This window comes from Xylophilus sp. PBN-3R (assembly GCF_057747805.1).
On sequence record NZ_CM173225.1, the window covers coordinates 4055357 to 4068326 of the forward strand.

Genomic DNA, 12970 nt, shown 5'->3' on the forward strand with positions numbered 1-12970 from the left:
ACAGCAAAAGAATCGAAAGCAAGGATGGAAAACCTCTACATCGCACCGACTCCGAGTTCCCCGGAAGTCGACTTCAAGTTCGACGCACGCGTGCTCAGCCTGCGTGGCGAGTCCTACCCCGAAAATGCCGCGGCGTTCTACGGCGACATCATCGCCAGGCTGAAGGAATACCTGGCACAGCAGAGCGGCCAGCAGATCGAGGTCAATATCGCCCTGGCCTACTTCAACAGCTCCAGCACCAAGATGCTGTTCAACCTGATCGAGGCACTCGACGACGCGGTCGATGCCGGCAACCGGGTGAAGCTGAACTGGTACCACGACGAGGAAGACGAGACCATCCTCGAATTCGGCGAAGAGCTCAGCGAAGACTTCTCCGCCATCGAGTTCATCAGCCACGCCGTCAGGCAGGCCTGACATGGACAGCAACGCGGCTGCACCTCCGGACCTGTTCGATGCCGAGCATCGGACGCTGCTGGCCGCACGGGCCGCCCTTGCCGACCCTTCCGCCACTTCGAACTGCCACCAGGCCCTGGGCGAACTGATCTCCGGCTATGACCGGCTGCTGCGAGAAACCCGTCGGCTGGTGCGCCGCAGCGACCGGGCCGAGCGCGAGATGAATGAACTCAACCAGCGCCTGCAGGACCTGGCCCGCGAACTGGAATACCGCGCCACCCACGACCCGCTCACCAGCGTGCTGAACCGGGCCGCGATCATCGACCGGGTGAACCATCTGTTCGGTCGGCACGACCTGGCGCTGATCGTGCTGGACATCGACCACTTCAAGCGGGTCAACGACAGCTTCGGCCATCCGGTGGGCGACCGGGTGATCGTCGGTGTGGTGCAGTGCCTGAAAGCCGCCGTGCCACCGCATTCGCAGGTCGGCCGCGTGGGAGGGGAAGAGTTCACCGTGATGCTTCCGACCCAGGATGTCCGGCATGCGGTCGAAGCTGCGGAAGCCGTGCGGCAGGCCATCGAGGCGCATGCGTTCTGCCTGCCGGACGGCAGCCGCATCACCGCCAGTTTCGGCGTCAGCTGGGCCCGCTGCGGCGGCAATTTCGGCGATGCCTATGCGCTGGCCGACGAAGCCCTCTACACGGCCAAACGCGGCGGGCGCAACCGGGTCGCGCAAGCCAGCGCTCCACTGCAGACGTCGCTCGCATGAAACGCGTTACCGAGCACACCTGGATGGTCGTTCCTCCAGGTGGAGATTCCCTGTCCCCGGCGGACAGGAAACCCGACCCGGTCGCACGCCGCTGGCAGGTGCTGGTGGCCGACCGGGACGCTGCGGTGCATGCCGCGGCGGACGCCGCGTTGGAAGGCAGGTTGCTGTTCGGCCGCGCACTGTCGGTGCTGCATGCCTGGTCGGCAGAAGAAGCCAGGACCGTGCTGCAGCGCGAACACGGCCTGGCTGTGGTGATGCTGGACCAGGCGCTCGAAATAGACGTCTCCTGGCCGGAACTGGCGGACGCAGTCCGCGCAGCGCCGGCGCTGGCCAGCACTCGCATCGTGCTGCGCGCCGATCCGCATCGGTGGCCCGCGCTGGAGATGCTGCTGCAGAACGACATCAGCGACTGCCGCGACCAGGCCGACCTGTCGGGCGACCGGCTGGTGGCCATCGTGGCGAATGCCATCCGGTGCGTCGAACAGCTGTGCACCATCGAGGCCAACCGGCACGACCAGAGCCTGCTGAAACGTCTCACCGACTACGCCTATTACGACCCGCTGGTGCAGCTGCCCAACCGCGCCCGTTTCGTCGAACAGGTGGACGAATGCGTGCGCCAGGGCATGCGCCAGCACATCCTGGCGCTGGTCGACATCGACGACTTCAGTGCCGCCAACGAAGTGATGGGCCACCGTTTCGGCGACTGCCTGCTGGAGATGGTGGCCCAATGCCTGGCCCGGTCGCTGTCGTCCGACGTGCTGCTGGCCCGGGTGGGCCCGGACACCTTCGGTGTGCTGGCCTCGGTACACCAGGCGCGTCCGCAGCAACTTGTGAATTGCGTCGACCAGCCGCTGAGCATCGAGGGCGTGCCCTACAAGGTTTCTCTGACCTGCGGTTACGTGCTGCTGCTGCAGGGTGACGGGCGCACCGGTGTCGACCTGGTGAAGGACGCCACCATCGCACTGAAACGCGCCAAGCGCGACCACCGCGGCCATTACCTGCAGTACCTCGACGACATGGGCACCGAGGCGCGCGCCCGCGCGCTGCTGCTCTCCGACCTGCGGTCCGCCATCGACCACGGCCTGCTTTTCCTGGTCTACCAGCCGCAAATCGACCTGCACGACGGCACCCTCATCGGCCTGGAAGCCCTGGCACGCTGGCGCACCAGCGAAGGCAGCTATGTGCCGCCTGACAAGTTCATTCCGGTGGCGGAACACTCCGGCCTCATCGTCGGCCTGGGCCGCTGGGTGCTGAACACCGCCTGCCGGACCATGCGCCGGCTGCTGGATGCCGGCTGCGCGCCGCAACGCATGGCCGTCAACGTGTCGATGGTGCAGCTGCGCGACCCGGGTTTCTCCTCGATGGTCTGTCTGGCGCTGGCCAACAGCGGCCTGCAGGGCCGGCACATCGAGCTGGAGATCACCGAGTCGGTGGCGGTGCTGCCCACGCCGGAGCTCGAATCGACCCTGAGCTCCCTGCGGGCCGGCGGCATCACCATCGCCATCGACGACTTCGGCACCGGCTATTCGTCCCTGAGCTGCCTGGAACGCCTGCCGCTCGACCGCATCAAGATCGACCGCGCCTTCATCAGCCAGCTGGGCGCGCCACGCGGCGCACGCATCGCTGAAATGGTGGCGCAGCTGGGGCTGAAGCTGGACCTGCAGGTGCTGGCCGAAGGCATAGAAGACGCGGCGACCTTGAAGGCTGCCATCTCCATCGGCTGCCACCAGGGGCAGGGTTATCACATCGCCCGTCCGATGGACGAGGCGGCGCTGCTGGAATGGCTGGACTCGCCTTCCGGCCAGGCCCGCGTATCGAACGCCCACGCCTGAGACACCTTGGCGAGGCATTACACTCGGCCTCACCAACCGTACTCGGAAGCCTTTCAAATCAATGACTTGAAAGGCTTTTTTTCATTTCTTGATGTTTCCCACGTTCCCTGGCACCGTCGACTCCCCGCGCTGCATATCCCTGACCGGCGTGAACCTGCAGCGCGGTAGCCGGCGGGTGTTCGAGTCGCTGACGCTGAAGCTGCATGAATCACGCATCGGCCTGATCGGCGACAACGGTGCGGGCAAGAGCAGCCTGTTTCGCCTGATCGCCGGGCTGGACCAGCCGCAGCAGGGCAGCGTGTCGGTCCACGGCTTCGACACCCGGGCCGACCGCCACGAATTGCCGCGCCATGTCGGCCTGATGTTCCAGAACCCTGAAGACCAGATCATCTTCCCCACCGTGGTCGAGGAAGTCGCCTTCAGCCTGACCGCCCAGGGCATGAAACGGCCCGCCGCACGCGAACGGGCCCTGACGTTTTTGCAGGCTCGCGGACTGGGGGACTGGGCCGGCCGCGCCGTCAGCGAGCTGAGCCAGGGCCAGCGCCAGCAGGTCTGCCTGGCCGCGCTGCAGATCAGCCAGCCATCCACCCTGCTGCTGGACGAACCCTACGCTAGCCTCGACCTGCCGAGCCAGCACAAGCTGTCGATGCAACTGCACGCCAGCGACCAGCAGATCATCCTGTCGACCCATGTGCTCGACCATGTGCGCGACTTCGAACGGGCGGTGTGGCTGGAACGCGGCGGGGTGCGTGCCGACGGCCCGGCCCGCGAGGTGTGCGAGGCCTACACCGAAGACGTCCGGCAGCGGGCGCGTCATGCGTAGCCTCTACCTGCCGCAGCGCACCTGGCTGCACGGGGTGCGCGCCTCCGCAAAACTGGCATCGCTGGCCGCCTGCGGCACCGTGCTGGCGCTGGTCGACCGGCCTCTGTGGCTGGCAGCGGGGCTGGCGCTTGTGGTGCTCGTCTTCCTGTCGCTCGGGCGGCTGGCCTGGCGCCAGGCCGCCATGCTGCGGGGCGTGCTGATCGCCTGCGGGCTGATCATGGCTTTCCAGTGGTTCCTGGGCGATCCGTGGCTGGGTGTGGTCACCGCATTGCGCCTGACCAGCGCCGCCTTGCTGGCCCTGATGCTCACCCTTACCACCCGCTTCGAAGACCTGCTGGCCGTGCTGGAGCGGGTGCTGAGTCCGTTGCGGATCTTCGGCCTGCCGGTCGACCGCATCGCGCTCGGCCTGGGCCTGCTGCTGCGATTCACCGAAGACTTTTACGCCCAGTGGCAGCGCCTGGACGACGCCTACCGCGCCCGCACCGGCCGTGGCGGCGGCCTGCGGCTGCTGGCGCCCCTCACCATCCGCGCGCTGACCACCGCCGAACGGGTGGCCGATGCCCTGGCCGCGCGGCTTGGCAAATAATCGCCACCCTCTTCACTCTGAAAGCAACCATGGTCGTGACCAACACCAGCGCCTTTTCTTCGCGGTCCCTTGCCTTCGTCGCGCTGTTCGCAGCGCTGATGGCGGCGCTGGGCCTGGTGCCCAAGATAGACCTCGCCTTCGGCGTGCCCATCACCCTGCAGTCGCTGGGCGCCATGCTGGCCGGCTGCCTGCTGGGACCGCGGCGTGCGCTGATGGCGCTGGGCCTGTTCCTGCTGGGCGTGGCGCTGGGCCTGCCGCTGCTGTCCGGCGGCCGAGGCGGCCCGGGTGTGTTCATGGGCCCGACCGTCGGTTTCCTGTTCGGCTGGATGCTCGGTGCCGGCGTGACCGGCCTGGTCATGCGCAGTCTGATGCGCCGGCTCGGTGACAACGCCGGCTGGCCGGTGCTGGCCGCCGCCTTCGCGGCTTCTGCGGCCGGCGGCATCGTGGTGGTCTATGCGGTCGGCATCGCCGGCCTGTGCCTCATCGCCCACATGACACCGCTGCAGGGCCTGTTGTCGATGGCTGTCTTCATTCCCGGCGACCTGATCAAGTGCGGTGTGTGTGCGGCGGTCGTGCAGACCGTGGTGCGCGGCCTGCCCGGCTGGCGCCTCGACCGCGACTGAGCCACCGGTTCAGGGCAGCCGCGTGAAGACCGTGCGGGACACGTAGTCCTTGCGCGGCCCCTTGACGACGTGTTCGACCTCGAAGCTGCCGCCAGCACGAAAAATGTAGCGGCTGTCGTAGGTGTCCGCGACGCAGAGATGGGTGGTCGTGCCCACCAGCGCATCGCCTTGCGGCACGATGGCGACGGCATGGAACAGCCGCATCGGTTCTTCCGCGAAGTGCACCGCGAAGCCCGCCGCTGCACGTTCGTAGAAATACCTCTGCGAGCCGCCATGCGACTTGCCGTTTGCAAGTTGCACCCTGGCTTCCTCCCGGTAGGCGAACAGGTCGCCGGGCAAGCGGAGGAAGACCGCCGTGCCGGTCATGCGAGCCGTGCCGGCGATAACGCGGTCCAGCGCCCATTCGCCTTCGAGCCGGTCGAAGACCTGGTCGGCGTTGCCCCAGTCACGGGGGTCGGTTTCGGGGCCGGTGGGGTTCATCCGGCGACTTTAAGATAGTCCATGGAGCCGTACAAATCTCCATGGAACCGCCGCCTCCCGGACCACGGACCAAGCCGTCATCGACGATTCGCCGACCGTGCGAGAACCTCGTCCCGCGCCCCTGCATCCACCACACTCCCGGCTTCCACCACCACCACCGTATCGAACCGCGCGAGAAGCCCCGGCCGGTGCACCGACGCCAGGATGCAGGCATCCGGAAACGAAGCGTCCATCCGGTCGAACACACGGCCTTCGGCCAGCGGGTCCAGCGCACTCGTCGGCTCATCCAGCAGCAGCACCGAGCTGCCCTTCGCCGCCAGCGCTCCGCGGGCCAGCGCCAGCCGTTGACGCTGTCCGCCGGACAGGTTGCCGCCCCGTTCGTTCAGGGGGCTCGCCAGCCCGTCGGGCATCCGGTCCAGCACCTCGTCGAACACGCCGGTAAACACGGCCGACTTCAACGCGGCCGCATCCGCCGGCTCGCCGAACGTCAGGTTCTCTTCCACGCTGGCCTCGAACACTTCGGCCTCTTGCGGTATGAGGGTGGCGAGGGTCCGCAACTCGGACCAGTCCACCGGCACGCCGTCCCGCAGCAGTTCGCCCGATTGCGGCCGGTACAAGCCAGCCAGCGTCTTCAGCAAGGTGCTCTTGCCGCCGCCGCTCGGCCCGATCAGTGCCACCCGATCACCACGCCGCAGCACCAGGTCGACACCGTGCAGGCCGCCCCGCGCATCGTCCGCATAACGCCAGGTGGCGCCCCGCAATTCCAGCGTCTGCCAAGGCGCGTCGGGCACCACGGCGGGCACGGTTTCGTCCGGGTCGGCGGGCGCCTGCCAGATGGGTTCGGCGCTGCCGTAGTCGGTGTGCATGCGGGCGAAACTCTGGAAGTTCGAAGCCATCGCGCCCACCACCGAAGCGGCCTGCTGCGCGTACTGGTAGATCATGAAGATCGTCCCCAGCAGCACCGCCTGCCCCGGCTGGCGCGACTGCAGCACGTAGACGACGACCAGGATCCAGGTCAGCCCCATGCCCAGCAGGTCGACCGCGAACCACTTGCCTTCGTTGACCATCACCGCGCGGCGCAGCGGGGCCATGACCGCCTCCATCCGGTGGCCGAGCAGCTTGCGTGACGCGGCCTGCAGGCGCAGGCCGATCACCGTGCCAGCGTTGCCGACGAAATCCAGCAAGGCTGCTGCATAACGGCGCTCGGCGTCGTTCTCGGCGCGGGCCAGCAGCATCAGCACCCGGTCGAAGCGCAGGATGATGACGGCGATGACCACGTAACCCGTCACCGCGATGGCGCCGCTGGTGCGCGACAGCAGGGCCAGCGCCACGATGGGGCCGACGAAGTTGAAGGCGCTCTGCAGGTAACCGAACTGGTTTTGCGCGAAGTCCGACAGCGCCCGGCTGGCCTGGGTGACGCGGTGCTGCAGCTCGCCCGAATGCCGGCCGTCGCGCCACGCCAGCGGCGCCGCGGCGATGCGGGCGTACAGCTGGTCGGTCAGCCGCACCCGCACCCTTACGCCGACGTTGCGTTCCAGCACCCGGCCCGGGCCGTGCAGGCACCACGACAGCAGGTAGATGCCGATGAGGCAGGCGATCCAGCGGCCCGATGCGGCCAGGTCGTCCCGCTGCAGCGCGTTGATGGCCTGGGCGGCCAGCCAGGGCATGGTGAGGCGCATCAGCTGCGCGGCGGACAGCAGGCCGGCGGCGCCGAGCAACTGGCCACGCGCACCCTCGGCATGGCGCCAGAGCGCGCGGTACAGGTCGCGGGCGGCGCTGCCGAGACCGATGGCGAGCGGTTTGGCGGCGGGCTCGTCGGCCGCCTGCGCGGTGCCGGGGGCGGCTGGGGTTTCCGTCATGCAGTCATCACTCCTTGCCGGCATTGTGCCGAGCGATGCATGGCGTAACGGCCGTTCCGGGCTGCGCACCGCGACAATGCGTGATGCGTATACCTCCCAGACTCCAGCCCCTCATCGAGGAAGGCCTCATAGACACCGTGGTGCGCCAGCTGATGAGCGGCAAGGAAGCCATGGTTTTCGTGGTCCGGCTCGGCGAGGACACGCTCTGCGCCAAGGTCTACAAGGAAGCCACCCACCGCAGCTTCCGGCAGGCCGTCGACTACACCGAGAACCGCAAGGTCAAGAACTCGCGCCAAGCCCGTGCCATGGCCAAGGGCAGCAAGTTCGGCAAGCAGGCGATGGAAGCCGCCTGGCAAAGCGCCGAGGTCGATGCGCTCTACCGGCTGGCCGCGGCCGGCGTACGGGTGCCCACCCCCTACAACTTCGCCGAGGGCGTGCTGCTGATGGAGCTGGTGACCGATGCCGAAGGCGACGCCGCGCCGCGCCTGAACGACGTGGCCTTCAGCGAAACCGACGCCCTGGCCCACCACGCCACGCTGCTGCGCGAGGTGGTGCGCATGCTGTGTGCAGGCGTGGTCCACGGCGACCTGTCCGAATTCAACATCCTGCTGGCCGGCGACGGCCCGGTGATCATCGACCTGCCGCAAGCGGTCGACGCCGCCGGCAACAACCACGCGGCCCGCATGCTGCTGCGCGACGTGGCCAACCTGCGCGCCTTCTTCGGCCAGTACGCGCCGGCCCTGAAGAAGACCCGCTACGGCGAGGAGATCTGGCAGCTCTACCAGCACGGCCTTCTGAGCGTCGACACACCGCTGACCGGGCTGTACCAGGCGAAGGAAGGCGCGGTCGACCTCGAGGCGCTGATGGACGAGGTGGAAGACGCGCGGATGGAAGAAGCCGCGCGGATCCTGCGTATGCAGCAGGCGGGATGAGCTAGACGATCTTCACGCTCAGGTTGGGCAGGCCGTCGATGTGCATCTCGATGACATCGCCCCGCACCACCGGGCCGACGTTCTCCGGTGTGCCCGAATAGATGATGTCGCCCGGCATCAGTTCGAAAGCTGCCGACAGGCGGCTGATCTGCTCGGCCACCGACCAGATCATCTGCTGCAGGTCGGCGCTCTGTTTCGTGACGCCGTTGACCTTCAGCCAGATGGCGCCCTTGGTGAAATGGCCGGTGCCGGCGACCGGATGCACCATTCCGATGGGCGCCGAATGGTCGAAGCTCTTGCCGATTTCCCAGGGTTTCTTTTCATCGCCCATGGCGCGCTGCAGGTCGCGGCGGGTCATGTCCAGGCCGAGGGTGTAGCCCCAGACCAGGTCGAGCGCCCGGTCCACCGGCACATTCCGGCCACCCTTGCCCAGCACCGCCACCAGCTCGGCTTCGTAGTGGTAGTTTTTGGTGAGCGGCGGATAGGGATGGTCGGCCACCGTGCCGGCGGGCACGTACTGGATCGCATCGGTCGGTTTCTGGAAGAAAAACGGCGGCTCGCGGTTGGGGTCCGAACCCATTTCGCGCGCATGCGCCGCGTAGTTGCGGCCGATGCAATAGATGCGGCGGACCGGGAACGACTGGGTCGACCCCGCGACCGGAATGACGGTCTGCGGCACATCGAAAACCAGGTTGCCGGATTTGCTTCCGGTGGTGGCGGTGGCACAGCCGCCCAGCACGGCGGCGGCGGCGCCGACGGCGCCAACGGCTCCGGTGTTCAAGAAATGACGACGATCGGTCATGTTGTCTCCTGTTGTAGTTCCGGGTTGATACAACAGGACCGCACCACCGGTCATCGTGGATTCCACTCAGGCGCGGCTGTCGTCCTTCGATCCGGTCCGGCCCAGGTCGGCCAGCAGCGCGAGCACCAGCGCCCCGGCGGCCGTGATGAACAGCAGCCGGTGGTTGCCGCCGGTGGCGTTCAGCATGGCCGAATAGGCATAACCGGCCGCCGCCTGGAAGGCCGCGAAAACCGTGGTGGCGCGGCTCCAGACCCGGTTCTGCCGGGCCGCATCGTGCGGCACGGATTCATGCACCCGCGCCAGCACCATCGGCACGATGCCGGCCGGGAAACTGCCGATGAGCAGGGTCAGCAACGCCAGCAGCGCCAGATTGCCGGTGAGGTAGGTGGCGGTCAGCGCCAGGGCCTGCACACCCAGCGCCAGCCGCACCGAGGGGCGCGGCCCCATGCGATCGGCCAGGAAACCGTAGAGAGGCGGACCGGCGATGGCCCCCACGCCATAGACCACCCAGAACAGCGAACCGAGGTGCGCACCTGCACCCAGGCCACGGGCGATGAAGTCCACCAGGAACAGCATGGGCGCCACCAGGCCGACCGCCATCAGGGCGTACTGGGTGTAGAGCACATGCAGGCCCGGGCCGGCCGGTGCCGCGCCTGCCGCCGCAGCCGATGACCGGGGAGCTTCGGCCGCGCCGGATCGGGGCCACGCGAACCAGCTGGCCGCGGTCAGCAAGGCGGATACCGCTCCCAGGCCCAGCCAGGTGCTGCGCAGACCCATGTGCAGCAGCAGCGGCACCAGGGTGCCCGAAGCAGCCACCCCCAGGCCGACGCCGAGAAAGATGGCGCCGCTGGCCAGCCCTTTCCGGGCGGCTGGAACATGCGGCAGCACGGTGGCGGCGACCAGCACCATCATCGCGCCCCCCGCCACACCGGACACCAGCCGCCAGCCGAAGAACCAGGCCAGCGACAGCGGAAACGCGCAGCCGAAGAAAGCCAGCGTGACCGCCAGCATCATCAGCCGCAAGGTGCCGGTGTTGCCCAGCCGCCCGGCGATGGGCCGGCCCGCCAGGGCCCCCAGCAGATACCCCGCCAGGTTCGCGGCACCGAGAGTGACCACGTCGCTGGCGGCGAACCAGTGGGCCTCGATCAGGGGCGGGATCAGCGGTGTGTAGGCGAACCGCGCCAGGCCGATGCCGACCAGGCTGGCACACAGTCCCGCGAAGATGTGGAGAAGGGCCGGACGCGGATCCGGCCGGGCGGGAGAAATTGGGGAGGTGGACATGCCCGGCGAAGTTTAGGCAGTTGCGCCGTGTCCCGCTCCCCCCGGAAGGCATAGGCCTTCCCTCGGCTCACTTCGTTCCCGGCAGGGCGTAGGCAATGATGTAGTCGCCCCGATCAGGCGCGGTGCGGCCGCCGCCCGCCGTCACCACCACGTACTGCCTGCCCGACTCCGGCGACTTGAACACCAGCGGCGTCGACTGCGCCCCCACCGGCAGCGGCGATTTCCAGATCTCCTGGCCGGTCTTCACATCCATTGCCCGCAGGTAGTAGTCGGCCGTGCCGGTATAGAAGATCAAGCCGGAAGCGGTAGCCACCGGGCCGCCCAGCGATGGCATTCCGATCGGGATGGGCAGGTGGGTTTTCATGCCCAGCGGGCCGAGCTGTTCCACCGTGCCGAGCGAACGCTGCCAGGCGATCTTGCGGGTCTTCAGGTCGATGGCGGTCATGGTGCCGAAAGGCGGCTCGGTACACGGCACACCCAGCGCCGAAGTCACCATCACGCGGCTGACGCCATACGGCGTGCCCGCCATCGGCACGATGCCGGCCACGCTGGGAATCGTCTTGCCCGAAGCCATCAAGGCCTTGTCGGCATCGGCGCGAGGCAGCAGGCGGGCCTTCATCATGATGCGCATGTCGTTCACGACGAGGTAGTCATGCGCCTTGTCGATGGAAATGCCGCCCCAGTTCATGGTGCCGAAAGGCGACGGGTGCGGTATGTACCACCTGGTGTCGGGCGCGGTGAAGTCGCCGTCGTACTTCAGTTCCTTGAATGCGATGCGGCACATCAGCTGGTCGATGGGGGTGATGCCCCACATGCCGGCTTCGGTCAGCACACCCTGGCGGATCTGCGGCATGCCGACGGAATACGGTTGCGTCGGCGACAGCTTCTCGCCCGGCAGGCCGTCGGTGGGCACCGGCTTCTCGACCACGTCGGCGATGGGTTTTCCGGTGCGGCGGTCCAGCATGAAGATCTCGCCACGCTTGGTGGTCTGGATCAGCGCGGGGATGCGTTCGCCGTTGGCGCCGGGCACGTCGTACAGCACCGGCTTGGAAGGCAGGTCGTAGTCCCAAACGTCGTGGTGGGTGGTCTGGAAGACCCAGCGCTCGGCACCGGTCTTCGCGTCCAGCGCGACGATGGACGAGTTCACCCGGTTGATGGCGTCGGTGCGCTGGCCGCCGTACATGTCGGGCGTGCCGTTGCCGGTGGGCAGGTAGACCAGGCCCAACTGCGGGTCGTAGGTAGGCGCCGCCCAGGTATTGGGTGTGCCTCGGGTGTAGTGCTCGCCTTCTGCGGGTTCCGTGGTCACGCCCGGGCGGCCGATATCCCAGGCCCAGGCCAGCTTGCCGGTCACCGGGTCGAACGCCCGTACCGCGCCGGACGGCTCGTCGACCGCCTGGTTGTCCATGATCCAGCCACCGACCAGCAGCCGGTCGCCCGCCATCACCGGGCCGGCCGTCGGGTTGTAGAAGCCCGGCACCAGTTCGCCCATGCCCTTGGCCAGCGAGGTCTGGCCCTTGTCGCCGAAGTCGGCGCAAGGTGTGCCGGTGGCGGCGTCGAGCGCGATCAGGCGCAGGTCGGCGGTGGTCAGGTAGATGCGGCGCTGGCAGGCGGCCGGCTGGGCCGAAGCTGCCGGTGCGGCTGCATCGGCCGGCGTGGCAGGCTTTGGCAGTTCGTAGTAGGCCAGCGAGCGGCAGCGCAGCCAGGTCGGGCTGTAGCCGGGGTTGACCTGCGGGTCGTATTTCCAGACCTGCTTGCCGCTGTCGGCGTCGATGGCGAATACCTTGTTGGCTGGGGTGCAGGCATAGATCACCTTGCCGATCTGCAGCGGGGTGTTCTGGTTCTCGGCGCCGCCATAGGCGAAATCCCCGGTGCGGAAGGTCCAGGCCACCTTCATGTCCGACACGTTCTGCGGCGTGATCTGGTCCAGCGGAGAAAACTGGTTGCCGTCGGTGGTGCGGCCGTAGTTGGTCCAGTTGGCGCCGTCGTCACCGGGTTTGTAGCCATCGGCGATGGCGGGTGCGTCGCCCGGCTTCACCAGCCAGATCGGCTGGAAGGCGCCGGCGAAAGCCGCCACCAGGCCCACGGCCAGCACGGCTGCGACACCGAAGGAGGCACGGCGAACCGGTGCACGGCCGACGTTGCCGCGCAGGCCCGGCGTGACCAGCGCGATCAGCAGGCCGATCACCGCCAGCAGGCCGACACGTGCGGCCAGCGGCCAGAAGTGCAGTCCGGCTTCCCACAACGCCCACAGCACGGTCAGCACGAATGTCAGGCCGAAGAGCCAGGCGCCGCGCCGGTCGGAGCGCGCCACCAGCGCACCCGACACCAGCATCAGCAGCCCCGCCGGCAGGTAATAGAAAGAGCCGCCGAGCTGCAGCAACTGAACGCCGCCGTAGGCCAGCCAGGCACCGATCAGGGCGGTGATGACACCGACGACGATGGTCGCGGCCCTCCTGCTCCTGGAGATATCTTGTTTTTGGGATTCACCCGACATTGCGCATTCGCCTCTTGCTTGTTGGACCGCGCAGCGGTGCCTCAGGAGAAAACACATGCGCGATGAAGCGCCGCAGTGTAGAAAGCCGCCATCATT

At 67.8% G+C, this 12970-nt stretch carries 12 protein-coding genes; 7 read left to right on the top strand and 5 right to left on the bottom strand.

Features of this window, described 5'->3' with window-relative positions; translation table 11 throughout:
• Positions 1 to 24: 24 nt before the first annotated feature.
• The 6 genes from AC3ANW_RS19370 to AC3ANW_RS19395 all read left to right on the top strand — a co-directional run bounded on the left by AC3ANW_RS19370 (position 25) and on the right by AC3ANW_RS19395 (position 5026).
• Positions 25 to 414 (top strand): DUF1987 domain-containing protein, encoded by a 390-nt coding sequence (locus AC3ANW_RS19370; protein ID WP_488342464.1) that lies wholly within the window; start codon positions 25 to 27, stop codon positions 412 to 414.
• 1 nt (position 415) lies between these two features.
• Positions 416 to 1162 (top strand): GGDEF domain-containing protein, encoded by a 747-nt coding sequence (locus tag AC3ANW_RS19375; protein ID WP_488342465.1) that lies wholly within the window; start codon positions 416 to 418, stop codon positions 1160 to 1162.
• Positions 1159 to 2994, top strand: a complete 1836-nt coding sequence (locus AC3ANW_RS19380; RefSeq protein WP_488342466.1) for a putative bifunctional diguanylate cyclase/phosphodiesterase — start codon at positions 1159 to 1161, stop codon at positions 2992 to 2994. The genes AC3ANW_RS19375 and AC3ANW_RS19380 overlap by 4 nt, the downstream gene beginning before the upstream one ends.
• 91 nt (positions 2995 to 3085) lie before the next feature.
• Entirely contained in the window at positions 3086 to 3817 is a 732-nt protein-coding gene (locus AC3ANW_RS19385; protein WP_488342467.1) for an energy-coupling factor ABC transporter ATP-binding protein, read from the top strand.
• A complete protein-coding gene (locus tag AC3ANW_RS19390; protein WP_488342468.1) occupies positions 3810 to 4403 on the top strand; it encodes a CbiQ family ECF transporter T component in 594 nt (197 codons plus the stop codon). Before AC3ANW_RS19385 ends, AC3ANW_RS19390 begins: the two co-directional genes overlap by 8 nt.
• A gap of 29 nt (positions 4404 to 4432) precedes the next feature.
• Positions 4433 to 5026 (top strand): biotin transporter BioY, encoded by a 594-nt coding sequence (locus AC3ANW_RS19395; RefSeq protein ID WP_488342469.1) that lies wholly within the window; start codon positions 4433 to 4435, stop codon positions 5024 to 5026.
• 9 nt (positions 5027 to 5035) lie between these two features.
• Here AC3ANW_RS19395 and AC3ANW_RS19400 read toward each other — a convergent pair whose 3' ends face one another.
• The gene (locus AC3ANW_RS19400; protein WP_488342470.1) at positions 5036 to 5506 is read right to left on the bottom strand and encodes a DUF6314 family protein; all 471 of its coding nucleotides are present in this window, start codon (positions 5504 to 5506) and stop codon (positions 5036 to 5038) included.
• A gap of 77 nt (positions 5507 to 5583) precedes the next feature.
• The gene (locus AC3ANW_RS19405; RefSeq protein ID WP_488342471.1) at positions 5584 to 7365 is read right to left on the bottom strand and encodes an ATP-binding cassette domain-containing protein; all 1782 of its coding nucleotides are present in this window, start codon (positions 7363 to 7365) and stop codon (positions 5584 to 5586) included.
• Positions 7366 to 7448: 83 nt separating this feature from the next.
• Here AC3ANW_RS19405 and AC3ANW_RS19410 point away from each other — a divergent pair, with 83 nt between their 5' ends.
• The gene (locus AC3ANW_RS19410) at positions 7449 to 8297 is read left to right on the top strand and encodes a PA4780 family RIO1-like protein kinase (RefSeq protein WP_488342472.1); all 849 of its coding nucleotides are present in this window, start codon (positions 7449 to 7451) and stop codon (positions 8295 to 8297) included.
• A 1-nt stretch (position 8298) separates the two neighbouring features.
• On the opposite strand, the gene AC3ANW_RS19415 is transcribed toward AC3ANW_RS19410, so the two are convergent.
• From AC3ANW_RS19415 to AC3ANW_RS19425, 3 genes are all read right to left on the bottom strand, one after another.
• Entirely contained in the window at positions 8299 to 9099 is an 801-nt protein-coding gene (locus tag AC3ANW_RS19415) for a fumarylacetoacetate hydrolase family protein (RefSeq protein WP_488342473.1), read from the bottom strand.
• Positions 9100 to 9165: 66 nt separating this feature from the next.
• Complete coding sequence (locus AC3ANW_RS19420; RefSeq protein WP_488342474.1) at positions 9166 to 10380, bottom strand: YbfB/YjiJ family MFS transporter; 1215 nt, start codon at positions 10378 to 10380, stop codon at positions 9166 to 9168.
• Positions 10381 to 10447: 67 nt separating this feature from the next.
• Entirely contained in the window at positions 10448 to 12874 is a 2427-nt protein-coding gene (locus AC3ANW_RS19425; RefSeq protein ID WP_488342475.1) for a membrane-bound PQQ-dependent dehydrogenase, glucose/quinate/shikimate family, read from the bottom strand.
• Positions 12875 to 12970: the final 96 nt, after the last annotated feature.